General features: G+C 40.5%; 20 protein-coding genes. 16 read left to right on the forward strand and 4 right to left on the reverse strand.

Annotated features, from left to right (window positions below; all coding sequences use genetic code 11):
• Positions 1-714: 714 nt before the first annotated feature.
• Complete coding sequence (locus RB604_RS15270; protein WP_055294501.1) at positions 715-1,755, reverse strand: acyltransferase family protein; 1,041 nt, start codon at positions 1,753-1,755, stop codon at positions 715-717.
• Between the two features lie 77 nt (positions 1,756-1,832).
• Entirely contained in the window at positions 1,833-2,396 is a 564-nt protein-coding gene (locus RB604_RS15275) for a Crp/Fnr family transcriptional regulator (protein ID WP_005931934.1), read from the reverse strand.
• Positions 2,397-2,899: 503 nt separating this feature from the next.
• On the opposite strand from RB604_RS15275, the gene RB604_RS15280 reads away from it, so the two are divergent.
• The 9 genes from RB604_RS15280 (at position 2,900) to RB604_RS15320 (ending at position 13,134) form a co-directional block, all read left to right on the forward strand.
• Positions 2,900-3,145: a hypothetical protein gene (locus tag RB604_RS15280; RefSeq protein WP_005931932.1), complete on the forward strand. Its 246-nt coding sequence runs from the start codon at positions 2,900-2,902 to the stop codon at positions 3,143-3,145.
• Between the two features lie 453 nt (positions 3,146-3,598).
• Positions 3,599-4,330: an NUDIX hydrolase gene (locus RB604_RS15285; RefSeq protein ID WP_005931931.1), complete on the forward strand. Its 732-nt coding sequence runs from the start codon at positions 3,599-3,601 to the stop codon at positions 4,328-4,330.
• Between the two features lie 64 nt (positions 4,331-4,394).
• Positions 4,395-5,885 carry a xylulokinase gene (locus RB604_RS15290; protein ID WP_021936081.1) on the forward strand — a complete coding sequence of 497 codons (1,491 nt, stop codon included), beginning with the start codon at positions 4,395-4,397 and terminating at the stop codon, positions 5,883-5,885.
• A gap of 79 nt (positions 5,886-5,964) precedes the next feature.
• A complete protein-coding gene (gene xylA, locus RB604_RS15295; protein WP_005931926.1) occupies positions 5,965-7,281 on the forward strand; it encodes a xylose isomerase in 1,317 nt (438 codons plus the stop codon).
• Between the two features lie 195 nt (positions 7,282-7,476).
• Entirely contained in the window at positions 7,477-8,931 is a 1,455-nt protein-coding gene (gene xylE, locus RB604_RS15300; RefSeq protein WP_007480966.1) for a D-xylose transporter XylE, read from the forward strand.
• A 218-nt stretch (positions 8,932-9,149) separates the two neighbouring features.
• Positions 9,150-10,682 carry a carbon-nitrogen hydrolase family protein gene (locus RB604_RS15305; RefSeq protein ID WP_005931921.1) on the forward strand — a complete coding sequence of 511 codons (1,533 nt, stop codon included), beginning with the start codon at positions 9,150-9,152 and terminating at the stop codon, positions 10,680-10,682.
• A 110-nt stretch (positions 10,683-10,792) separates the two neighbouring features.
• On the forward strand, positions 10,793-11,425 hold the full coding sequence (locus RB604_RS15310; protein ID WP_005931918.1) for a peroxiredoxin: 633 nt from the start codon (positions 10,793-10,795) through the stop codon (positions 11,423-11,425).
• Between the two features lie 215 nt (positions 11,426-11,640).
• Positions 11,641-11,886, forward strand: coding sequence for an RNA-binding regulator (gene rbp / locus RB604_RS15315; protein ID WP_005931915.1), 246 nt, complete (start codon positions 11,641-11,643; stop codon positions 11,884-11,886).
• A gap of 165 nt (positions 11,887-12,051) precedes the next feature.
• Complete coding sequence (locus tag RB604_RS15320) at positions 12,052-13,134, forward strand: linear amide C-N hydrolase (RefSeq protein WP_055294499.1); 1,083 nt, start codon at positions 12,052-12,054, stop codon at positions 13,132-13,134.
• Positions 13,135-13,213: 79 nt separating this feature from the next.
• Here the strand turns inward: RB604_RS15320 and RB604_RS15325 are convergent, their stop codons facing one another.
• Positions 13,214-14,263 carry a DUF2776 domain-containing protein gene (locus tag RB604_RS15325; protein ID WP_055294497.1) on the reverse strand — a complete coding sequence of 350 codons (1,050 nt, stop codon included), beginning with the start codon at positions 14,261-14,263 and terminating at the stop codon, positions 13,214-13,216.
• 223 nt (positions 14,264-14,486) lie between these two features.
• Here RB604_RS15325 and ileS point away from each other — a divergent pair, with 223 nt between their 5' ends.
• The 5 genes from ileS (at position 14,487) to RB604_RS15350 (ending at position 20,396) form a co-directional block, all read left to right on the forward strand.
• On the forward strand, positions 14,487-17,912 hold the full coding sequence (ileS, locus tag RB604_RS15330) for an isoleucine--tRNA ligase (protein ID WP_055294495.1): 3,426 nt from the start codon (positions 14,487-14,489) through the stop codon (positions 17,910-17,912).
• 33 nt (positions 17,913-17,945) lie between these two features.
• A complete protein-coding gene (locus RB604_RS15335; RefSeq protein WP_005931903.1) occupies positions 17,946-18,326 on the forward strand; it encodes a TraR/DksA family transcriptional regulator in 381 nt (126 codons plus the stop codon).
• A gap of 113 nt (positions 18,327-18,439) precedes the next feature.
• Entirely contained in the window at positions 18,440-19,084 is a 645-nt protein-coding gene (locus RB604_RS15340; protein WP_055294493.1) for a lipoprotein signal peptidase, read from the forward strand.
• Positions 19,081-20,148, forward strand: a complete 1,068-nt coding sequence (locus tag RB604_RS15345; protein ID WP_007480980.1) for a DUF4296 domain-containing protein — start codon at positions 19,081-19,083, stop codon at positions 20,146-20,148. The genes RB604_RS15340 and RB604_RS15345 overlap by 4 nt, the downstream gene beginning before the upstream one ends.
• Positions 20,145-20,396 carry a hypothetical protein gene (locus RB604_RS15350; protein ID WP_082430606.1) on the forward strand — a complete coding sequence of 84 codons (252 nt, stop codon included), beginning with the start codon at positions 20,145-20,147 and terminating at the stop codon, positions 20,394-20,396. Before RB604_RS15345 ends, RB604_RS15350 begins: the two co-directional genes overlap by 4 nt.
• Here RB604_RS15350 and RB604_RS15355 read toward each other — a convergent pair.
• Positions 20,341-21,111, reverse strand: coding sequence for a TrmH family RNA methyltransferase (locus RB604_RS15355; protein ID WP_055294491.1), 771 nt, complete (start codon positions 21,109-21,111; stop codon positions 20,341-20,343). The two genes, RB604_RS15350 and RB604_RS15355, sit on opposite strands and share 56 nt — an antisense overlap.
• 186 nt (positions 21,112-21,297) lie before the next feature.
• On the opposite strand from RB604_RS15355, the gene RB604_RS15360 reads away from it, so the two are divergent.
• Both RB604_RS15360 and RB604_RS15365 read left to right on the forward strand, forming a co-directional pair.
• Positions 21,298-21,660 (forward strand): BlaI/MecI/CopY family transcriptional regulator, encoded by a 363-nt coding sequence (locus RB604_RS15360; RefSeq protein WP_309005998.1) that lies wholly within the window; start codon positions 21,298-21,300, stop codon positions 21,658-21,660.
• Between the two features lie 14 nt (positions 21,661-21,674).
• Positions 21,675-22,967, forward strand: a complete 1,293-nt coding sequence (locus RB604_RS15365; protein ID WP_055294489.1) for a M56 family metallopeptidase — start codon at positions 21,675-21,677, stop codon at positions 22,965-22,967.
• The last annotated feature ends 112 nt before the right edge of the window (positions 22,968-23,079 follow it).

Consider the following 23,079-nt stretch of genomic DNA (forward strand, 5'->3'; position numbering starts at 1 on the left):
AGCCAAAATACTAACCGGACAACGTAGAGTAGGGAAGAACTTTCTACTTTACCAAATCTGATCTGCACAAAAGCTACAAGAAATACGAATAAACCGACATAATGCTTTCATATCACGATTTCTAATAACACATACTTTAATCAAAAGGCAGCAAATAGAGAAAAAAGCGTATAAACAAATAAATAAAATACGCTTTTTTCTGCATATCTCCATATAAAAAGGATAGATATGCATTTTATTCCAAGATGTTAACTTACTTTTTCTTAGGAGATAATTCCGGTTCCTCTACGAGCAACGACTCAAAACTCTACGAGGAACCATAAGAAACTCTACGAGAAAAATTTATTTCCTTTTAAAAGTAGTCCTTTTAGACTAACTGATGAAAAAATAAAATCATTTCATAATAGAATAAGGCTTGATATATACAGATTTTCAAGACAAATTGCACATAAAACACACAAAATAACAAACTGGACAACAGCTAATCGGCTACAGAAATGACTCTCTGAAATTTTCTATATGAAAATAGAGAAGATTTTCGGTCTTTTGTATCCATCAACCTTAAAAAAATGATTTTACCGAAGTAGAAATACCATTTTGACAATGTGATATATAAATTAGTATACACCCATACGCTTCTCTGCGCTACCCATGTATTACGATTACCACATGCAATTTCATCCCCACTCGGTTAAATCAATTAAGTTTCATGAGTTATTTGTTTAACAATGTTTTAACGAGTTTATTCATCGGTTTCTCAAAATAATAGTAAGAAAGCAGACTGAGGAGAATAGTGACACTGAAGAGAATCGGAATAGAAATGTACCAATCTATATGGGAAGCACTTCCTTTTTGCCATTCTGCATAAGACAACAATACAAAAAGGTGAATCAGATAGAAGCTGTAACTAATTTCTCCACCAATAATCAAGAAACGATTAGACAACAGCCGTGAAACAAAACCTTTTTGCAAAGAGAAGCTCAATAAAAGCAATGCCACAGGAAACCAATAGTAACAGGTATATCGATACACTTTAGGAACGTCAGCAGCATATAAATAAAAGAATAAAAATATCACTATGGACGATATTTCGAGTAAGGTCCCGGTCCTATAAGTCATCTTTTTATCTATAAGATACGTGTAAAACCTGAACAGAAGCATGCCCACTATAAAATCTGGAATCCTCGCTATCGGATTCACATACCAATATCCTTTGATATTTTCCTCCGGCGTGAAATACATCCCACAAACAGTCAATACAAGAAGCAGTATGAAAAGCATCAATAGCTTTTGATTCTTTTTAAAACAGACAGCTAAAAAAGGGAAACAAAAATAAAACAATTGTTCACAACATAAGCTCCATGACGGACTATTGAATGAAAAGAAATAATCGGCATGGGGAATATAAGCTTGAGTGAGCGTAAGGGATGCCAGGAAATGTTTACACCAATCCCAGCCACCATCATATATAACATATCCGCCCAATACAATGCTAAGAAATAAAGTGAACCAATGTAACGGATAAATACGTGCTATACGTGCTACCCAAAAAGAACGTTTTGTCGTGATATGTTCTGCCAAACGATTTTGGTAGTTATAAGAAATAATAAAACCACTCAACACAAAAAAGAAACTTACTCCAACAAAACCTTCTTTAAAAAAATGAGTATCAAAAAGATCTTCTATGATGTAACAATGGGCTCCAAATACCATTAAGGCAAATATAAAGCGCAAAGAAGTCAGTGCATTAATCATACAATATAGCTAATTAATAAATGTGGATACAAAGGTACACATTTCGCCCGACTAAAATATTCACATAGATTAAAAAACTACTTTACTGCCCGTAACCGACTTAAATGTTGTGGAGTAATTCCTAAATAAGAAGATATATAGTTCTGATTTGCCCGATGGATAACATCCGGCAACTCTTTTAATAGTTGGGCATAACGCTCTTTGGCCGAAAGAAATAATTGATCGTTATGGTGTTGATCCATATACAACAAACATTCTTGATGAATGACTCTACCCCAATTTGCGATTTCTATGTTTGTTTCATACAGATTATTCAAGTCATTTATAGCTATTGCATACAAAGTACAGTTCTCTAATAACTCCACATATTCATACCCCGGTTCATTATGATATAAATCTTTCATGGCAAAAGTTATGTCCCCCTCACGAGAAAACCAAATCGTCATTTCTTTTCCATCATGGAGACAGTAGGATCGTGTAAATCCTTTTTCAATAAAATACACATGCCTGTCAATAACTCCCTCTTTTATAAGAAGATGCTTCTTGGGGAGTTCTAACTTTTTCATTTTACTGAATAGTATATTTAAAGAATTATCGGACACAGGATAATATCTGCGAATACCATCTATTATATTCTGCATATTTTTATTACAATAGAGTTTACTCAAACTGTTTTTTGTAAACTCGTGATTTTATTCTGCAAAGATATACGCATATATGATATATAACAAATCTAATTTGTATTAACTCTATTGTATTTCAAGACAATATATAGACCGCAATCGCTGCGAATATCTTAAATACATAAGAAATATTGTATCATCATGTCATTCCTCAATTTTATAAAACAGACAAAATGCAACAATATCTACATCTCTTTTTTACAATATATTTTATTTTGACTATCTTTGTATCGATACTCGGAGAGTATCATTAATTATTCAGTTTAGTGTCTACTTGAAAGCTGCAATTTTTAAATGGATACCACTAAACTGAACGGCCATTTGTATGTTCTCGAACTACGATATGCGCACTCGTTCAGTATTAGGATATCCAGGTTGTTTGCAGCACCTCAAGTAGTCTATATTGGATTGGGTGCGTTTTTTTGTGTCCCCGATCATAATCATTTAAATATAATGAATATATGAGACACCATTTTTATTCTTCCGATGAACTTCGTACAATAGGCATAATAGCTATCTTATTATACATTGTATTATTATTTATCATCGCTGCCATGTGGATGCATATCGAAAGGCAAGATGAGACCATTCGAAATCTCCGCATGAAGATATCAAAAATGGAATGTCGTCAAATGACAGAGAAAGCCGTCATCCATTCAATGTGTCTGCATGAACTATTTGATAAAATAGATAATCCCAGACCATAAAGAAATTATCATTTCAATTCTGATTTTTTCCGAAATCATATCGGTTTCGGAAAAGTCTCTGTTTACCCGTCTTCACTTTAAAACAATAAGAAACAACAGCCATTTTGGTTCTTTTGTTTTTTTAACAATCTTCACACAACGCTTCTCCAGTACCGCTATAAATACAAAATGATATATCATATAAAGTACAATAAGTACTTCCCGCCAAATACAGAAATAAATCGACGAAACCAATTGATAATAAAGCCTCCCGTAGTTTTCGTACTTTATACAATTAGTACCCCTTACAAAAGCGTGAAATACATATTGTAAAGCATACGATAAGACGAATTGCAGTTACTGTAAAATAGAAGATATGTATATCTATGAAAAACAATGCTTTAGAACATATTATTTTTTATTTGCAGATACAAAAAACGCTTCTATATTTGCACCGTTCAAAATTAAAGTATTATGCAGAACATACAGAAGCAACCCCCATTGGCAAACAATCACATATCAGTAGACTGTGTAGTGATCGGTTTTGACGGAGAACAGCTAAAAGTACTGTTAGTAAAACGAATAGGAGAGGAAGACGGCGAAGTATATCATGACATGAAACTTCCCGGAAGTCTGATCTACATGGATGAAGATCTGGATGAAGCCGCCCAACGTGTGTTGTGCGAGTTGACAGGGCTTAAGAACGTAAATCTGATGCAATTCAAAGCTTTCGGCTCCAAAAACAGAACCAGTAACCCGAAAGATGTACATTGGCTGGAAAGAGCCATGCAGTCGAGAGTGGAGCGTATTGTTACCATCGCTTACCTGTCGATGGTGAAAATAGACCGGGCACTGGATAAAAGCCTTGACGAACATCAGGCATGTTGGGTTGCTTTAAAAGATATAAAGGTTCTTGCTTTCGATCATAACCTGATTATCAAAGAGGCCCTGACTTACATCCGGCAGTTTGTGGAATTTAATCCCTCCATGCTCTTCGACCTGTTGCCACGCAAATTTACAGCATCCCAACTGCGTATATTATTTGAACTGGTATACGACAAACCGGTAGACGTACGCAACTTCCACAAAAAAATAGCAATGATGGAATACGTCGTCCCCTTGGAAGAAAAACAACAGGGAGTAGCTCACCGGGCAGCACGCTATTACAAATTCGATAAGAAAATATATAATAAAACAAGAAGATGAAAAGGATTGTATAAATCATATTCCTCTTTTCATGTTCATAAATTATAATTCATAAATCAACATCATGTATCTATTAGGTTATGACATAGGTAGCTCGTCTGTAAAAGCGAGTCTGGTAAATGCAGAAACGGGCAAATGCGTATCGTCGGCATTCTTCCCGAAAACCGAAGCAAATATTATTGCTGTTCATCCGGGCTGGGCCGAACAAGAACCGGAAAATTGGTGGGAGAACCTCAAGTTATCCACCCAAGCTATTATGACGGAATCGGGAGTGGATGCTGCCGAGATCAAAGCAATCGGTATCTCTTATCAGATGCACGGATTGGTATGCGTAAACAAGAATCAAAAAGTGCTTCGTCCGGCTATTATCTGGTGTGACTCACGTGCCGTTCCCTACGGACAAAAAGCATTCGAAACCATAGGAGAGGAGCAATGTCTTTCGCACCTGTTGAACTCTCCGGGCAATTTCACTGCCTCCAAATTAGCATGGATCAAAGAAAACGAACCGGCCATCTACGAACAGATATACAAGATTATGCTTCCGGGCGATTACATCGCCATGAAACTGAGCGGAGACATCTGCACGACCGTAGAAGGGCTTTCGGAAGGCATATTCTGGGATTTCAAAAACAACCGGATTGCTGATTTTCTAATGAAATATTATGGTTTCGATGAATCACTGATTGCCGACATCAAACCGACTTTCGCAGAGCAAGGACGCGTAAATGCCGCTGCGGCAAAAGAATTAGGATTGAAGGAAGGTACACCTATCACTTACCGCGCAGGTGACCAACCCAACAATGCACTCTCACTGAATGTGTTCAATCCGGGAGAAATCGCATCGACCGCCGGAACTTCGGGAGTAGTATATGGTGTAAACGGTGAAGTGAACTATGACCCGCAATCACGCGTCAATACCTTTGCTCATGTCAACCATAGCACCGAACAAACCCGCCTGGGAGTACTGCTCTGCATCAACGGAACCGGCATTCTGAATTCATGGGTAAAACGCAATGTCGCCCCCGAAGGTATCTCTTACAATGACATGAACGTGCTCGCAGCAACAGCGCCCGTCGGAAGTGCCGGACTTAGCATTCTGCCCTTTGGTAACGGCGCGGAACGTATGTTGTGCAATAAAGAAATCGGTTGTAGCATCCGCGGATTGGATTTTAATACCCACGGCAAACACCATATCATTCGTGCGGCACAAGAAGGAATCGTATTCTCCTTTAAATACGGCATCGACATCATGGAAAAAATGGGAATCCCCGTACAAAAGATTCATGCCGGACAAGCAAACATGTTTTTAAGCCCTATCTTCCGCACCACACTGGCAGGAGTGACAGGAGCTACTATCGAGTTGTACGACACAGACGGTTCTGTCGGTGCTGCCAAAGGAGCAGGTATCGGAGCAGGTATCTACAAAGACAACAATGAAGCATTTGCCACTTTGGAGAAACTGGAAGTCATCGAACCGGATACCGCCAGACAACAGGAATATGCCGACGCCTATGAACGTTGGAAATTCTGCCTTGAACAATCAATGAACAAATAATCTAAAGAAACAAAGTATAAACCCCGTGTGTGAGTTACTTGTCAGAGCAAGCTCACCACATAAATCAATTATTTAAATTATGGCAACAAAAGAGTATTTTCCCGGAATAGGAAAGATTAAATTTGAAGGTAAAGATAGTAAGAACCCGATGGCATTCCGTTACTACGATGCTGAGAAGGTGATCAATGGTAAAAAGATGAAAGACTGGCTGAAGTTCGCTATGGCATGGTGGCACACTCTCTGTGCAGAAGGCGGCGACCAGTTTGGAGGCGGTACTAAACAATTCCCTTGGAATGGCGACAACAACCCCGTGCAGGCTGCAAAAAACAAAATGGATGCCGGTTTCGAATTCATGCAGAAAATGGGTATCGAATATTACTGCTTCCACGATGTAGACTTGGTGACAGAAGCCGATACGATTGAAGAATACGAAGCCAATCTGAAAGAAATCGTTGCTTACGCTAAACAAAAACAGGCAGAAACAGGAATCAAACTGTTGTGGGGTACAGCCAACGTATTCGGTCATGCACGTTATATGAACGGTGCTGCAACCAATCCTGATTTCGATGTAGTGGCACGCGCTGCTGTTCAAATAAAAAATGCAATCGACGCAACCATCGAATTAGGTGGTTCTAACTACGTGTTCTGGGGAGGACGCGAAGGATATATGTCATTGCTGAATACAGATCAGAAACGCGAAAAAGAACACTTGGCACAAATGCTGACTATCGCCCGCGATTATGCTCGTGCCCGTGGCTTCAAAGGTACATTCCTTATCGAACCGAAACCGATGGAACCGACCAAACACCAGTATGATGCAGATACAGAAACCGTTATCGGCTTCCTGAAAGCTCACGGACTGGACAAAGATTTCAAAGTGAACATCGAAGTAAACCACGCCACATTGGCAGGCCATACTTTCGAACATGAATTAGCTGTAGCTGTAGACAACGGCATGCTGGGCTCTATCGACGCCAATCGTGGTGACTATCAGAATGGCTGGGATACAGACCAGTTCCCCATCGACAACTATGAACTGACACAGGCTATGATGCAGATTATCCGCAACGACGGATTGGGTAACGGCGGTACAAACTTCGATGCCAAAACCCGCCGCAACTCTACCGATCTGGAAGACATCTTCATTGCCCACATCGCTGGTATGGATGCAATGGCCCGTGCTCTTGAAAGTGCAGCCAATCTGCTGAACGAATCTCCATACAAAAAGATGCTGGCCGACCGCTACGCTTCATTCGATGGCGGTAAAGGTAAGGATTTCGAAGAAGGCAAATTGTCTTTAGAAGACTTGGTTGCTTATGCAAAAGCAAACGGCGAACCGAAACAGACCAGTGGCAAACAAGAATTGTATGAAGCAATTGTAAATATGTATTGTTAGTGATTTTAGTAGTGAGTGATTTTAGTAGTTAAGTAGTCAAGTAGTAAGTAGTTAAGTAGGATAGATTTGTAACTGTAAAATTTTCGTTTTATTCTTTTGATTACTTTGATCATTTATCTACTTACTACTTAACTACTTGACTACTTACTACTTAACTACTTACTACTTGACTACTAAAATTATAATCTTATTATCATGACAAATACAGACAACGGTAGTAAACTCTACCTATATTCCATAACATCAGTAGCCATTCTGGGTGGATTGCTGTTCGGTTACGACACCGCAGTAATCTCCGGTGCAGAGAAAGGGCTCGAAGCCTTCTTCCTCACGGCAACCGATTTCCAGTATGACAAGGTTATGCACGGCATCACTTCTTCAAGTGCTCTGATAGGCTGCGTTCTTGGTGGCGCGCTTTCCGGCATCTTTGCTTCCCGTTTGGGACGTCGCAATTCATTGCGACTGGCTGCCGTACTTTTCTTTCTTTCCGCATTAGGTTCTTATTATCCGGAATTCCTGTTTTTCGAATATGGAAAAGCCGATATGAATCTGCTCATTGCATTCAATCTGTATCGTGTGCTCGGGGGTATCGGAGTAGGGCTTGCTTCGGCTGTTTGTCCGATGTATATTGCAGAAATTGCACCCTCCAACATTCGCGGAACGTTGGTTTCGTGCAACCAGTTTGCCATTATCTTCGGTATGTTGGTGGTATATTTTGTGAACTACATGATTTTGGGCGGTCATCAGAATCCGATTATCGACAAAGATGCCGTCACGGGTGTTCTCTCCGTCAATGGCGCATCAGATATGTGGTCGGTATATGAAGGTTGGCGCTATATGTTCGGTTCCGAAGCTTTCCCAGCTGCCATGTTCGGTTTACTGCTGTTCTTTGTTCCTAAGACTCCCCGCTATCTGGTGATGATCGATCAGGATCAAAAAGCCTACTCTATATTAGAGAAAGTAAACGGTGCAACAAAAGCAAAAGAGATTCTGGCAGAAATCAAAGCTACTTCCCAGGAAAAAACAGAGAAACTGTTTACTTACGGTGTGGCGGTTATTGTAATCGGTATCTTACTCTCTGTGTTCCAGCAGGCTATTGGTATCAATGCCGTACTTTATTATGCTCCGCGTATCTTTGAAAATGCCGGTGCTGAGGGTGGTGGTATGATGCAGACAGTGATCATGGGTATAGTAAATATCGTCTTTACATTGGTTGCCATCTTTACAGTGGACAAATTCGGACGTAAACCGTTATTAATCGTCGGTTCTATCGGTATGGCTTTCGGTGCCTTTGCAGTAGCTTTGTGCGACAGCATGGCCATTAAAGGCATCTTCCCCGTATTGTCGGTAATTGTTTATGCTGCATTCTTTATGATGTCATGGGGACCAATCTGCTGGGTACTTATTGCAGAAATATTCCCTAATACGATTCGCGGCAAAGCGGTTGCCATTGCCGTAGCATTCCAGTGGATATTCAATTACATTATATCTTCTACTTTCCCTGCGCTCTACGATTTCAGTCCGATGTTCGCATACAGCCTTTACGGAGTTATCTGTGTAATTGCTGCCATCTTTGTATGGCGTTGGGTACCGGAAACGAAAGGTAAAACACTGGAAGACATGAGTAAACTCTGGAAAAAAAGGAAATAAAGATCCTTTACGCCGTCATAGGCCGGCTAAAATAGGAATATATAAATGAAACGGTCGCTTATCTCTGTTCAAAGTATTTTTTGACAGTGATAGGCGACTGCTTCGTTTATAAACAATATGCAAACACAACATAAAAAATTAAAAGCCCTATCCTTTTAAAACAACTTATATAGATAAACTTTACCTTTGCAACATCTTTTTAAAATAATCTTATTATTATGGAGTCTCTTAAAATTAATAAAGTACAAATTCGAAATCTGCAAATAGAAGATTATACCCAACTCTCCCAGTCATTCAAACGTGTATATTCTGACGGAAGTGATGTATTCTGGACACATAAACAAATTGAAAAACTTATCAAAATTTTCCCGGAAGGCCAGATTGTGACAGTGGTTGACGAAAAAATAGTGGGCTGTGCACTTTCGATCATCCTTGACTATGATAAAGTGAAAAACGACCATACCTATGCACAAGTGACCGGAAAGGAAACTTTCGACACGCACAATCCCGATGGTAATATCCTTTATGGCATTGAAGTGTTTATCCACCCCGATTACCGGGGACTGCGACTGGCACGCCGTATGTACGAATACCGCAAGGAACTATGCGAAACACTGAATCTGAAGGCCATCATGTTCGGCGGACGTATTCCGAACTATCACAAATATGCCGACAAAATACGGCCGAAAGAATACATTGATAAGGTGCGGCAAAAAGAAATATACGATCCTGTACTTACATTTCAGTTATCCAATGACTTCCACGTACGAAAAGTCATGAAAAATTACCTGCCAAACGATGAGGAATCCAAACACTTTGCCTGCCTTCTACAATGGGATAATATCTATTATCAAGCTCCTACACAAGAGTATATATCACCTAAAACAACCGTTCGCGTCGGGCTTGTACAATGGCAGATGCGTAGTTACAACAGTTTGGACGACCTATTCGAGCAAGTGGAATTTTTTGTAGATTCCGTATCCGACTACAAAAGTGACTTTGTATTGTTTCCGGAGTATTTTAATGCACCGTTAATGGCAAGATTTAATGACAAAGGAGAATCACAAGCCATCCGTGGATTGGCTGAATATACTCAAGAAATACGAGAACGGTTTATCAAACTGGCAATCAGTTACAACATTAACATCATCACCGGTAGTATGCCGATAATCAAAGAAGACGGCTTACTCTATAATGTAGGATATCTCTGCCGCCGCGATGGTAGCTACGAGATGTATGAAAAGTTGCATGTAACTCCCGATGAAATGAAAAGTTGGGGATTGAGTGGTGGCAAAATATTGCAGACATTCGATACGGATTGCGCTAAAATAGGCGTATTAATCTGTTATGATGTTGAATTTCCGGAGTTATCCCGCTTGATGGCAGATCAAGGAATGCAAATATTATTCGTCCCTTTCCTTACCGATACACAGAATGCCTATTCACGCGTCCGGGTTTGTGCACAGGCCCGTGCCATAGAAAACGAATGCTTCGTGGTTATTGCCGGTAGTGTGGGCAATCTGCCGAGGGTTCACAACATGGATATCCAATATGCACAATCAGGAGTCTTCACTCCTTGCGACTTTGCTTTCCCGACAGATGGCAAAAGGGCCGAAGCAACTCCCAACACCGAAATGATTCTTGTATCGGATGTAGATCTCGACTTACTGAATGAATTGCATACATACGGCAGTGTACGCAATTTGAAAGATCGGAGAAGTGATTTGTACGAAGTGCGGTTCAAGAAATAACAGCTATTACGAAAATATTATGCATCGTTAATCTTTGACCGACGAACAAAGATTGACGATGCTTTGTTTTTCAATACAAATCATTAAATAACATCTAAAAATAGATCATTATGAGATCATTAATTGGAAAACAAGCGCCGAAATTTAATGCCACGGCTGTAATCAATGGGCATGAAATCGTTCAGAATTTCTCATTGGACCGGTATAAAGGAAAAAAATATGTAGTATTTTTCTTTTATCCGATGGACTTTACTTTCGTATGTCCTACAGAATTGCATGCCTTTCAAGAGAAACTTGCTGAATTTGAAAAACGTAATGTAGCTTTGGTCGGTTGCTCGGTAGACTCTGAATATTCGCACTTCTCATGGTTGCAAATGCCCAAAAATGAAGGTGGCATTCAAGGTGTGAAATATCCTATCGTATCTGATTTCTCCAAATCGATTTCCGAAAGCTACGGAGTATTGGCAGGAAGCTATGCTCCCGATGAAAACGGTAATTGGATATGCGACGGAGCTCCGGTTGCCTTCCGTGGATTATTTCTCATCGACAAAGAAGGTGTCATACGTCATTGCGTCATCAACGACCTCCCGTTAGGACGTAATGTGGATGAAGTTTTACGTATGGTAGACGCTTTACAGCACTTCGAAGAATATGGTGAAGTTTGCCCGGCCAACTGGTCAAAAGGTAAAGATGCCATGAAAGCCACCGAAGACGGAGTAGCCGATTATTTAAGCAAGCATTGACCAATAAAAAAGAAATTGTAAGAAAAAGGGCGTTTATTGAAAAATAAATGCTCTTTTATAGTTGAGAATCCAAATATTATAACGTTATTTGTAACCGAAAACAAAGGATTGTTTTATTTTACTCTTTCTTTCTACCTAATCAGTCGAATTTCAGATCTAATTTCAAACTTCTCTTGTTTCTAATTTTATTTATCAATTTTTATTTTTTGTATTTTATGAACATGTACATTGGAAACCTTAGCTATCGTGTTAAGGAAGCTGATCTGAGACAAGTAATGGAAGAGTATGGAACAGTAGATTCAGTAAAACTGATTATCGACCGCGACACTCGTAAATCTAAAGGATTCGCATTTGTTGAAATGCCGAACGATGCTGAAGCTAAGAACGTTATTTCAGAACTGAATGGTGCCGAATATGAAGGCCGCGCAATGGTAGTAAAAGAAGCTTTGCCTCGCAACTAATCCATTTATATAAAATTAATTGCCGAGGGGATGTATTTGTGAAAATACATCCCCTCGCTGTTTTTTAGAATCTGCTTTAATTTTCCCTTTCCAGTCTTCCACTAAAAGTTATAAATCCAACCGAACATATATTTTTCCCATTTGTTTATTTAAAAAAAGGTAAACATGAAAACAAAGCTATCAGTTGTATTAGTGGCCATTGCCGGCCAATTCATTTATTCTCTTCCAACAAAGGCCTGTACAGGCATAACTCTAAAAAGTAAAGGGGAAACCACCATTGTAGCCCGTACCATCGAATGGGGCGGAAGTAATCTGAACAGCCAGTACGTCATCGTACCCCGAGGACATACCGAGCAGTCATATACTCCCGACGGAATGAATGGTATGACTTTCACATCCCGCTATGGATACGTAGGATTTGCTGTCGAACAAAAAGATTTTGTTGCCGAAGGACTAAATGAAGTGGGGCTTTCTGCCGGATTATTTTATTTTCCCAATTATGGCAAATATCAGGATTACGATTTTACAGAAAAAGAGAAAAGCATATCCGACCTGCAACTCGTTTCCTGGATATTGGGAAAATGCAAGACGGTGGATGAAGTAAAAGAAGCCGTTAAAAAGGTTCGCATTATCAACATCGACCCACGTGCATCAACCGTTCATTGGCGATTTACCGATACTTCAGGCCATCAATTAGTACTTGAAATCATTAACGGAGTTCCCGAGTTTTACGAGAACAAGTTAGGTGTACTTACAAACTCTCCCGGTTTCGAATGGCAACTTACCAATCTTAATAATTATGTCAACCTGTTCCCGGGTACAGCTCCCGCACAACATTTAGGAAACATTGAATTATCCTCTTTTGGTGCAGGAAGCGGCTTTTTAGGTATTCCCGGTGATGTTACTCCTCCGTCACGTTTTGTGCGTGCCGCTTTCTATCAAACTTCGGCTCCACAACAAGACACTCCTCTGAAAACAGTTCTCCAGTGTTTTCAAATTCTGAATAATTTCGACATTCCCATAGGAATAGAGTTTAAACCGGGAGAAGTTCCCTGTGACATACCCAGCGCAACGCAATGGACTTCAGCCACAGATATGACAAACCGGATAATCTATTTTCGCACAATGTATAATAGCGCAATCCGTAGTATCGATCTCAATACAATCGATTTTACCAAAGTCCATTATCAGGCAAAGCCAATGGACATCGTAAAACAACAACCTGTAGAAACAATAAAAATAAAATAAATGTTTGTAACAGCACGGATGATCGCAAATACAATTCAGTTGTTTGCGATCATCCGTACCTTTCTTTTGTACTACAACATTATTTAGACGATGTTCCGCTCTCCAGGATACTGACTATTGAAAACAGAGTGAAACAGATGGCTCCCAAACCGGTTAACACACGCGCAGGTATAAAATAGTCTTCATGAATTGTACCGAGTTCAAATGCAAAAGCGGCTAAGAACAAACAGGTTAATGCAGTCAGTATGGGAATGATAGGAATACGATTGGATAACTTGAATTCATGTCTCCATATTTTTGCCAGCAGAATGACCTTACTTGAAATACTATAACAGACTAAGCCTAAGCCGACCATAATGAAACCGATAACTCCATTCGTTGAACTGGAATCCGCAAAAACAACGAATACTCCCCAAACAAGGGAAACCGTCCCCATCAATAATACCAGTTTGGGCCATCTGTTACGTTCCGTTGCCGAATATACATTTCGTACTTGGCGGGCAATGGTGGCAACCAACGCAATAAGACTGGTACAAATGCACGCCAGTCCTATCATTACATGCCCGGCAACAAAATAAGCAACATGCATTTCACTTTGTCCCAATAAAACAAATGCCCATATCCAAGCAGCAGCAGACGCGATAACCGCTATGCCTTTCAATACCCGCTCTTGTCCGGCAGTAAATGCATTTTGCGGAACATCATGTCCGGTATCTTTCGCGTTGGCAGGAATTAAAGAAAAGCGGGTAGAAGAAGTAGCGGCAGTTGCCACACAAACAGTGATTAATCCCACTCCGGCCACCACATGTCCGGCAACGAAAGAAGAAGGATTATTTGCCGAAGAAAAAATAACTATACCGGAAATAATGGTAACCACAGCAGCCAGATAACCGATAATTGGCAAAGCATATTTGGAGTTTCGTCCATACGTATGAATAATCTGGCGTATGATAGTGGCCGCCGTTGCAAAAAGTGCAATACAAATCATACCTAATGAGAATACAACAGGACCTGCCACCAAGCGGTTAGGGTCGTCTCCCAATACATAAATAAATGTTCCGTATCCGAAACAGAACAGAGCCATTATCAACGGAATGGCTCTGAATAGTACACTTATACCATAATTCATATCCTTATATAGTTTTTAAATTTCCCTGTAAAACAAGGTTTAACGTTATTTGTTTTTGAATTATTCTTCCTTTTTGGGTCTTTTCACAAGAGACACCTTTCTACCGATTGAAATTAAAAAGCCTTTTCTTGTATGAAAACGAATGTTTTTGTACATTTGCACCCTTAAAATAAGGAGGGTACCTCCAGTCTTAATTGTAAATAGTAAAAATCGAGATATAGTCATGAGCAAGAAGTTCGCCGAGTATTCACAGTTCGACCTTTCACAGGTAAACAAGGACGTATTGAAAAAATGGGACGAAAACCAGGTTTTCGCCAAGAGTATGACAGAACGTGAAGGCTGCCCTTCGTTTGTTTTCTACGAAGGTCCTCCATCAGCTAATGGTATGCCGGGCATTCACCACGTGATGGCTCGCTCTATAAAAGATATTTTCTGCCGCTACAAAACGATGAAAGGCTATCAGGTAAAGCGTAAAGCCGGATGGGATACACACGGACTGCCTGTAGAGTTAGGTGTGGAAAAAGCAATGGGTATCACCAAAGAGGATATCGGCAAAAAGATTTCTGTAGCGGAATACAATGCTGCCTGCCGCAAGGACGTGATGAAATTCACGAAAGAGTGGGAGGACCTTACTCACCAAATGGGGTATTGGGTGGATATGAAACACCCGTATATCACATACGATAATCGCTACATCGAAACATTGTGGTGGCTACTGAAACAAATGCATAAGAAAGGATTCCTATATAAAGGATATACTATCCAACCTTATTCTCCGGCTGCCGGAACAGGCTTGAGTTCGCACGAGCTGAACCAACCGGGTTGCTATCGCGATGTAAAAGATACGACCGTCGTGGCACAATTCAAAATGAAAAACCCGAAGCCGGAAATGACCGAATGGGGAACTCCATACTTCCTCGCGTGGACTACCACTCCATGGACTTTACCATCAAACACAGCATTGTGTGTAGGTCCGAAAATCGATTATGTAGCCGTACAATCTTACAACGCCTATACAGGGCAACCCATCACAGTAGTATTGGCAAAGGCGTTACTGAATACCCATTTCAATCCCAAAGCTGCTGATCTGAAACTGGAAGATTATAAGCAGGGAGACAAACTGGTTCCATTCAAAGTGATTGCCGAATACAAAGGACCCGACCTCGTAGGAATGGAATATGAACAACTTATCCCATGGGTGAATCCGGGTGAAGGTGCATTCCGTGTCATCTCGGGTGATTACGTAACGACTGAAGACGGTACAGGTATCGTACATATCGCCCCGACATTCGGTGCAGACGATGCTCAAGTAGCCAAAGCTGCCGGAGTTCCTCCCTTGCAGTTGATCAATAAGAAAGGTGAACTCCGTCCGATGGTGGACCTTACCGGTAAATTCTATACTTTAGATGAGATAGATGAAACATTTGTAAAAGAGCGTGTTAACGTAGAATTATACAAAGAATATGCAGGACGCTTCGTGAAGAACGCATACGATCCGAATCTGACTGATCAGGACGAAACTCTGGATATAAGTATCTGTATGATGATGAAAGCCAATAATCTGGCATTTAAGATTGAGAAGCATGTACACAATTATCCGCATTGCTGGCGTACAGACAAACCGGTACTTTACTATCCGTTGGATAGCTGGTTTATTCGTTCTACCGCTTGCAAAGAGCGTATGATAGAACTGAACAAAACGATCAACTGGAAACCCGAATCAACCGGTACCGGACGTTTTGGCAAATGGCTGGAGAATCTGAATGACTGGAATTTGAGTCGTTCCCGTTATTGGGGGACTCCACTTCCGATCTGGCGTACAGAAGACAACAGTGATGAAATATGTATCGAATCTGTTGAAGAATTATATAACGAAATAGAAAAGTCGGTAGCTGCCGGATTCATGAAATCGAACCCTTATAAAGACAAAGGATTCATACCTGGGCTTTATACAGATGAAAATTACGATAAGATCGACCTGCACCGTCCTTATGTAGACGACATCATCCTCGTGTCAAAAGACGGAAAGCCGATGAAACGCGAGACGGACCTTATCGATGTATGGTTTGACTCCGGTGCAATGCCGTATGCACAAATTCATTATCCGTTCGAAAACAAAGAATTGCTGGACAGCCATCAGGTATATCCTGCCGATTTCATTGCGGAAGGAGTGGATCAGACACGCGGGTGGTTCTTCACTCTGCACGCCATTGCGACAATGGTATTCGACAGTGTATCTTATAAGGCTGTTATTTCCAACGGTCTGGTATTGGATAAGAACGGTAATAAAATGTCCAAACGTTTGGGCAATGCCGTCGATCCGTTCTCTACGATCGAGAAATACGGTTCCGACCCATTGCGTTGGTATATGATTACGAATTCTTCTCCATGGGATAATCTGAAGTTCGATATGGATGGCATTGAAGAGGTGCGCCGTAAGTTCTTCGGTACATTGTATAACACGTATTCATTCTTTGCATTGTATGCCAATGTAGACGGATTCGAATATAAAGAAGCAGACGTTCCGATGGAGTCACGTCCGGAAATCGACCGTTGGATTCTTTCGGTATTGAATACGCTGATCAAAGAAGTGGATACTTGCTACAACGAATATGAGCCAACAAAAGCAGGACGCCTGATTTCCGACTTTGTAAACGACAATTTGTCTAACTGGTATGTCCGCCTGAACCGCAAACGTTTCTGGGGCGGCGAGTTTACGCAAGACAAGCTGTCGGCTTATCAGACATTATATACCTGTCTGGAAACCGTCGCCAAACTGATGGCGCCTATCGCACCGTTCTATGCCGACCGTTTGTATGGCGATCTGATCTCTGCAACCGGGCGCGACACGGTTGTTTCCATTCATCTTGCCAAATTCCCCGAATACAAAGAGGAAATGATAGACAAGGCGTTGGAAGCCCGTATGCAAATGGCACAAGACGTAACTTCCATGGTATTGGCACTACGTCGGAAAGTGAATATCAAAGTACGCCAACCGTTACAATGTATCATGATTCCGGTAGTAGATGAAGAACAAAAAGCTCACATAGAAGCCGTGAAAGCATTGATCATGAACGAAGTAAACGTAAAAGATGTCAAATTCGTAGACGGTGCTGCCGGTGTACTGATAAAGAAAGTGAAATGTGACTTCAAAAAACTCGGCCCTAAGTTTGGAAAACAGATGAAAGCCGTAGCAGCAGCCGTAGCGGAAATGTCACAGGAAGCCATCGCCGAACTGGAAAAGAACGGCAAATATACGCTGAATCTGGATGGAGCGGAAGCCATCATCGAAGCGTCGGATGTAGAAATCTTCAGTGAAGACATTCCGGGATGGTTGGTTGCCAATGAAGGAAAACTGACTGTTGCCTTGGAAGTTACCGTAACCGAAGAACTTCGTCGTGAGGGCATTGCCCGTGAACTGGTGAACCGTATACAGAATATTCGTAAGTCAAACGGTTTTGAGATAACCGATAAGATAAGAATAACAATATCTAAAAATCTGCAAACGGATGATGCAGTAAACGAATATAAAGACTATATTTGTAACCAAGTTTTGGGAACATCCCTTGATTTGGCAGACGAAGTAAAAGAGGGTACGGAGTTGAATTTCGACGACTTCTCTTTGCTTGTCAATGTAGTGAAAGAATAACTCTAATACTAATAACTTTAAAAAAACAAGATTATGGCAGAAAAGACAAGATATTCAGATGCGGAACTTGAAGAATTCCGTGCCATTATTATGGAGAAACTGGAGTTGGCGCAACGTGACTATGACCAGTTGAAAATGAGTCTTATGGGCCTTGATGGCAACGATACAGACGATACATCGCCCACATATAAAGTATTGGAAGAAGGAGCCAATACATTATCAAAAGAAGAAACAACTCGTTTGGCACAACGTCAGTTGAAGTTTATCCAAGGTTTACAGGCAGCACTTGTCCGTATTGAAAACAAAACCTATGGCATTTGCCGTGAAACGGGTAAACTAATTCCGGCAGAACGTCTCCGCGCTGTGCCTCATGCTACACTGAGCATTGAAGCTAAAAACAGTGGAAAGAAATAATTAGCAACGAGTCAGGAGCTACAAGCTACAAGTCGCCGTATATAATAAAACGATAGGGTACTTGTAGCTTGTGACTTATAGCCCGTTACTTATATAACTTGTACTCAACAAAAATGAAAAAACTACTTACGAAAGGACAGATAGCCCTGCTCGTCATCTTTTCAGTGCTGATTATAGATCAGATTATCAAAATCTGGATTAAAACCCACATGTATTGGCACGAAAGCATCCGCATCACCGATTGGTTTTATATCTATTTCACTGAAAACAATGGCATGGCATTCGGTATGGAAATTTTCGGGAAACTATTCCTCACCACCTTCCGTATTGTTGCAGTCGCTTTAATTGGCTGGTATCTTTATAAAATAGTAAAAAAGGGATTCAAAACCGGTTATATCATTTGTGTTTCATTAATTCTGACCGGAGCATTAGGGAACATTATCGACAGTGTATTCTATGGGGTAATCTTTAATGAAAGCACCCATTCGCAAATTGCCGGCTTTATGCCCGAAGGAGGAGGATATTCCACTTGGTTTTATGGTAAAGTGGTAGACATGTTCTATTTCCCGATAATCGACACCACCTGGCCCACTTGGATGCCGTTTGTAGGTGGGGAGCACTTCATATTCTTCAGCCCTATATTCAACTTTGCCGATGCCGCCATCAGTTGTGGTATCATTGCGCTGCTTCTTTTTTATAGCAAATATCTGAACGAGTCTTACCACTCACACGAAAAAAAAGACGAAGACAGAAAATGAAAAAAGACTTCCGGTTTCAATGGTGTATCCTATGCTTGCTGATAATATTTGCAACAGGTTGTAAGGTGAAAAGACCCAGTGAGGTTCTTCCGGAATCAACAATGGAAAATCTGTTGTATGATTATCACATTGCCAAAGCAATGGGAGACAACTTGCCATATAATGAAAATTACAAGAAAGTGCTGTATACGGATGCCGTATTCAATAAATACGGTACGACTAAAGCAGTTTTCGATTCATCAATGGTATGGTATACACGTAATATGGAAGTTTTAGCTAAAGTATATGAGAAAGTAAGCAAAAGACTGAAAACACAGCAAAACGCAATAAACCAGTTGATTGCCATACGTGATAAAAAACCGATGACATCTGCTCCTGGAGACAGTATCGATGTATGGGCATGGCAGCGTATGAAACGACTGACGGGGATGCCTACAGACGACAAACTGACCTTTGTATTGCCTTCGGACAGTAATTTCAAAGAACGTGACACATTGATATGGAAAGTGCGTTATCAGTTCCTTGAAAATGGACCGGATACGACTTTAGCCGCTTTGATGGCCATGCAAATCCTATTTGAAAACGACAGTATTATCAGTGGAACTCAAAAAGTAGTAAATTCCGGTATACAAAGTATCTGTTTACAATCGGATACCTTAGGAGCTATCAAAGAGGTGAAAGGGTTCATATATTACCCAAGAGAAAAAACTCCTCAGACTTTAGTGCTCGATCAAATAACATTGATGCGCTATCACTCTAACGACACCCTGAAAGCATTGAATGATTCATTGCAAAACAGCGATACTCCTAAACCGGATACCACCAAAGAGGAAAAAGAAAAAGCTCCCGAAGAGAACACAGATGCAGTAAAGACAAATTTGCAACATCCACAGAGACTTAGTCCGGAGGAAATGAACCGCCGTCGTAGTAATCAGCAACGGGAGGAGGTAAAACCGGAGCAGCTCAAAGTAGAAAAGAAGCATATACAGACAGAAAAGTTAGAATTAAAGCAGGATCGGCAAATGAACCAACGTCGCCGCTTGCAGAAGCAAGTACAACAATGAAACGTTTCGCTTCCCATTATTTATATGTACCGGATACCGGATTTCTGAAACAACACGTAATAGAGGTGAAAGAAGAATATGTCGTAAATTTCTTCCCCCTCACAGAAGAAATAGAATCAGTAGAGTGGATGCCCGGTGTTATAGAATTAGTTCCGGAAAAAGGAAAATTTCGTGCCTATCTTCTATACCCTTTCAATTTCCAAACGATGCAGCCTGTCGCCGGAACTCAGCGCAGACAATTGCCGTAGCAATCGCTACATTAAGTGACTCGGAGGTTTCACGCTCTTGCGGATAGTTAGGAATGTACAATTTCCGGTTAATCAATGTTTCTATTTCTTTGCTGATTCCATTTCCCTCGTTTCCCATTACAATCAGTCCGTTACGGGATAATTGCTGTTCATACATGTTTTCTCCATCCAGAAAAGTACCATAAACAGGAAGATCAGCAAGTGAACGAATCAGATCGGGCAGGGGAGTATAAGACACTTTAACACGGGCTATCCCGCCCATAGTAGCCTGTACGGTCTTAGGATTGTATACATCCACCGTATTGGGCGAACAGAATATATGCTCTATCCCAAACCAATCGGCCAAACGGATAATTGTTCCTAAGTTACCCGGATCTTGAACATCGTCCAAAGCAAGACAAAGGGAATTTTGAAAAACAGTTCTATCTATAGAGTATTCGGGCTGTTCAAATATGGCAAGTACTTGCTGCGGCGTTTTCAAAAGGCTGGCACGCGATAAATCGTCCTGGCTGACCTCTACCACCTCGTTTGCCACAACCGACGGATGCTCTCGCAGCCAGGAAGAGGTAGCTGCCAAAAAACGGCAAGAGAAGCAACCTAACAAATCACCGACCAGCTTAGGACCCTCGGCCAAGAAAACTTTCTCTTCCTTGCGAATCTTTTTCTGTTCCAATGAACGGATATACTTGATCTTATTTTTGCTTAATGATAACATATGCATTCCTTATTTACGGCAAAGCTATAAAGATATTCGCAATATTCCTCTTACTCTTACTTCTTTTTCTATAACTATTTTCTTATGATTAACAATATTTATAACGATAAATATATACTATCTATTTAAATTTCGTAGATTTGTTTAAAAATAGTAGATTGATTATCAACAATAAATACAAAAATAATGGAAAGACTTACACAACAGGAAGAAGAAATAATGCTTTACTTTTGGAAGTTAGGCCCCAGTTTCATCAGAGATGTATTAAATCAGATGCCCACACCTAAACCACCATATACCAGTGTGGCTTCGGTAGTACGTAATCTGGAGAAGAAAGAATATCTGTCTCCTTTCAAACTCGGTAATTCGATCCAGTATCACCCCGTTATTAAAGAAAGTGATTACAAAAGATACTTCCTGAGCGGAGTGGTCAGCAATTACTTCACAGGTTCATACAAGGAAATGGTTTCATTCTTCGTACGGGACCGTAAAATCAGTAAAAAAGAACTGGAAGATCTTATTGACATAATCGAAGATGAAGAATCCTAAATAAAGCCAGCAATATGACACTTTTCATTTTATACTTTATCAAAGTAAATGTGGCATTAGCCGTATTATACCTCTTTTATAAACTGCTGTTTAGTAAAGATACATTTTTTGGTTTACGCAGGCTGATGCTGATATTGATTTACATCACCGCATTCACTTATCCATTGCTCAATTTTTCCAACTGGATAATAACGGATAGTGGCAGTGTCACGGGACAAGTCGTAAGTACTTTATATAAAAAGGTATTGCCGGAAATAACGGTCTTCAGCAATGTAACAACCGAACCTACCGTCTATTCGTGGACTATGATGCTTCTTGCGGGTATTTACCTAACGGGAGTAATATTCTTATTGACACGCACATTGATGGAAATCTGGAAAACCAGCATCACACTTCATCGCAGTAAGAAAACGGAAATAGACGGTATTCGCGTATGTCTGGCGGATGCAAAACAAGAACCTTATTCTTTCTTCAAATGGATTTACATCCATCCGGACAGGCACAATGTGAAAGAGATAAAAGAAATATTGGTACATGAACAGACACATGTGCGTGAACTCCACTCGGCAGATATCTTATTGGCACAGATTGCCATTATCATTTGCTGGATCAATCCGTTCGCCTGGCTTATCCGAAGCGAAATGCGCATCAATCACGAATATCTGGCAGACAGAAAGGTGATAGCAAACGGATATGACAAGAAGACTTATCAATATCATCTTTTGGGACTGGAACATACTCAACTGGCTGCAGCAAATTTATATAATAACTTTAGTGTATTACCCTTAAAGAACCGAATTAAAATGTTAAACAGAAAAAGAACCCGTAACATCATGAAAAGCAAGTACCTGATGTTTATCCCCGTAGCCGCTTTATTAGTTTTATTCAGTAACTGTACGAATACTGCCGAGGAAGCAACGAAGGAAGAAGAAAAAGTGGATGTGAAATTTGTACCGACAGAAGTGAAATCGGATACAATCGACACTCAAGATGAAGTTTTGGATATGGTAGAAGTAATGCCGGAGTTTCCAGGAGGAGTTAAGGCATTGATGAGCTATCTGGCAAAAAACATCGAATACCCGAAAGAAGCAGAAAATGCAGGTATGCAAGGACGTGTTGTCGTACAATTCGTTGTTAATACAGACGGCAGCATCGAAGATGCCAAAGTAGTCCGTGCAGTCAATCCTTTATTGGACCAGGAAGCCATACGTGTAATCAACACAATGCCGAAATGGAAACCGGGAATGCAGGACGGCAAGACAGTACGTGTGAAGTATACCGTACCCATCATGTTCCGCCTGAAATAAGCGGCAGACAGAGATAAAACATTGAAATTACCAATAGTTCGCCCTTGTGAGGTTGTAAACAACTCCGCAAGGGCGAATTAGCATTTATTATTTCCCCATACAGAAAAATTCG

It is taken from the genome of Bacteroides salyersiae (assembly GCF_031172035.1).
GTDB classification, from domain to species: domain Bacteria; phylum Bacteroidota; class Bacteroidia; order Bacteroidales; family Bacteroidaceae; genus Bacteroides; species Bacteroides salyersiae.

Excerpts from the sequence above, each read along its gene's own strand:
- RB604_RS15270 (WP_055294501.1), bottom strand. The coding sequence starts at position 1,755 with ATGATTAATGCACTGACTTCTTTGCGCTTTATATTTGCCTTAATGGTA.
- RB604_RS15275 (WP_005931934.1), bottom strand. The coding sequence starts at position 2,396 with ATGCAGAATATAATAGATGGTATTCGCAGATATTATCCTGTGTCCGAT.
- RB604_RS15280 (WP_005931932.1), top strand. The coding sequence starts at position 2,900 with ATGAGACACCATTTTTATTCTTCCGATGAACTTCGTACAATAGGCATA.
- RB604_RS15285 (WP_005931931.1), top strand. The coding sequence starts at position 3,599 with ATGCAGAACATACAGAAGCAACCCCCATTGGCAAACAATCACATATCA.
- RB604_RS15290 (WP_021936081.1), top strand. The coding sequence starts at position 4,395 with ATGTATCTATTAGGTTATGACATAGGTAGCTCGTCTGTAAAAGCGAGT.
- xylA (WP_005931926.1), top strand. The coding sequence starts at position 5,965 with ATGGCAACAAAAGAGTATTTTCCCGGAATAGGAAAGATTAAATTTGAA.
- xylE (WP_007480966.1), top strand. The coding sequence starts at position 7,477 with ATGACAAATACAGACAACGGTAGTAAACTCTACCTATATTCCATAACA.
- RB604_RS15305 (WP_005931921.1), top strand. The coding sequence starts at position 9,150 with ATGGAGTCTCTTAAAATTAATAAAGTACAAATTCGAAATCTGCAAATA.
- RB604_RS15310 (WP_005931918.1), top strand. The coding sequence starts at position 10,793 with ATGAGATCATTAATTGGAAAACAAGCGCCGAAATTTAATGCCACGGCT.
- rbp (WP_005931915.1), top strand. The coding sequence starts at position 11,641 with ATGAACATGTACATTGGAAACCTTAGCTATCGTGTTAAGGAAGCTGAT.
- RB604_RS15320 (WP_055294499.1), top strand. The coding sequence starts at position 12,052 with ATGAAAACAAAGCTATCAGTTGTATTAGTGGCCATTGCCGGCCAATTC.
- RB604_RS15325 (WP_055294497.1), bottom strand. The coding sequence starts at position 14,263 with ATGAATTATGGTATAAGTGTACTATTCAGAGCCATTCCGTTGATAATG.
- ileS (WP_055294495.1), top strand. The coding sequence starts at position 14,487 with ATGAGCAAGAAGTTCGCCGAGTATTCACAGTTCGACCTTTCACAGGTA.
- RB604_RS15335 (WP_005931903.1), top strand. The coding sequence starts at position 17,946 with ATGGCAGAAAAGACAAGATATTCAGATGCGGAACTTGAAGAATTCCGT.
- RB604_RS15340 (WP_055294493.1), top strand. The coding sequence starts at position 18,440 with ATGAAAAAACTACTTACGAAAGGACAGATAGCCCTGCTCGTCATCTTT.
- RB604_RS15345 (WP_007480980.1), top strand. The coding sequence starts at position 19,081 with ATGAAAAAAGACTTCCGGTTTCAATGGTGTATCCTATGCTTGCTGATA.
- RB604_RS15350 (WP_082430606.1), top strand. The coding sequence starts at position 20,145 with ATGAAACGTTTCGCTTCCCATTATTTATATGTACCGGATACCGGATTT.
- RB604_RS15355 (WP_055294491.1), bottom strand. The coding sequence starts at position 21,111 with ATGTTATCATTAAGCAAAAATAAGATCAAGTATATCCGTTCATTGGAA.
- RB604_RS15360 (WP_309005998.1), top strand. The coding sequence starts at position 21,298 with ATGGAAAGACTTACACAACAGGAAGAAGAAATAATGCTTTACTTTTGG.
- RB604_RS15365 (WP_055294489.1), top strand. The coding sequence starts at position 21,675 with ATGACACTTTTCATTTTATACTTTATCAAAGTAAATGTGGCATTAGCC.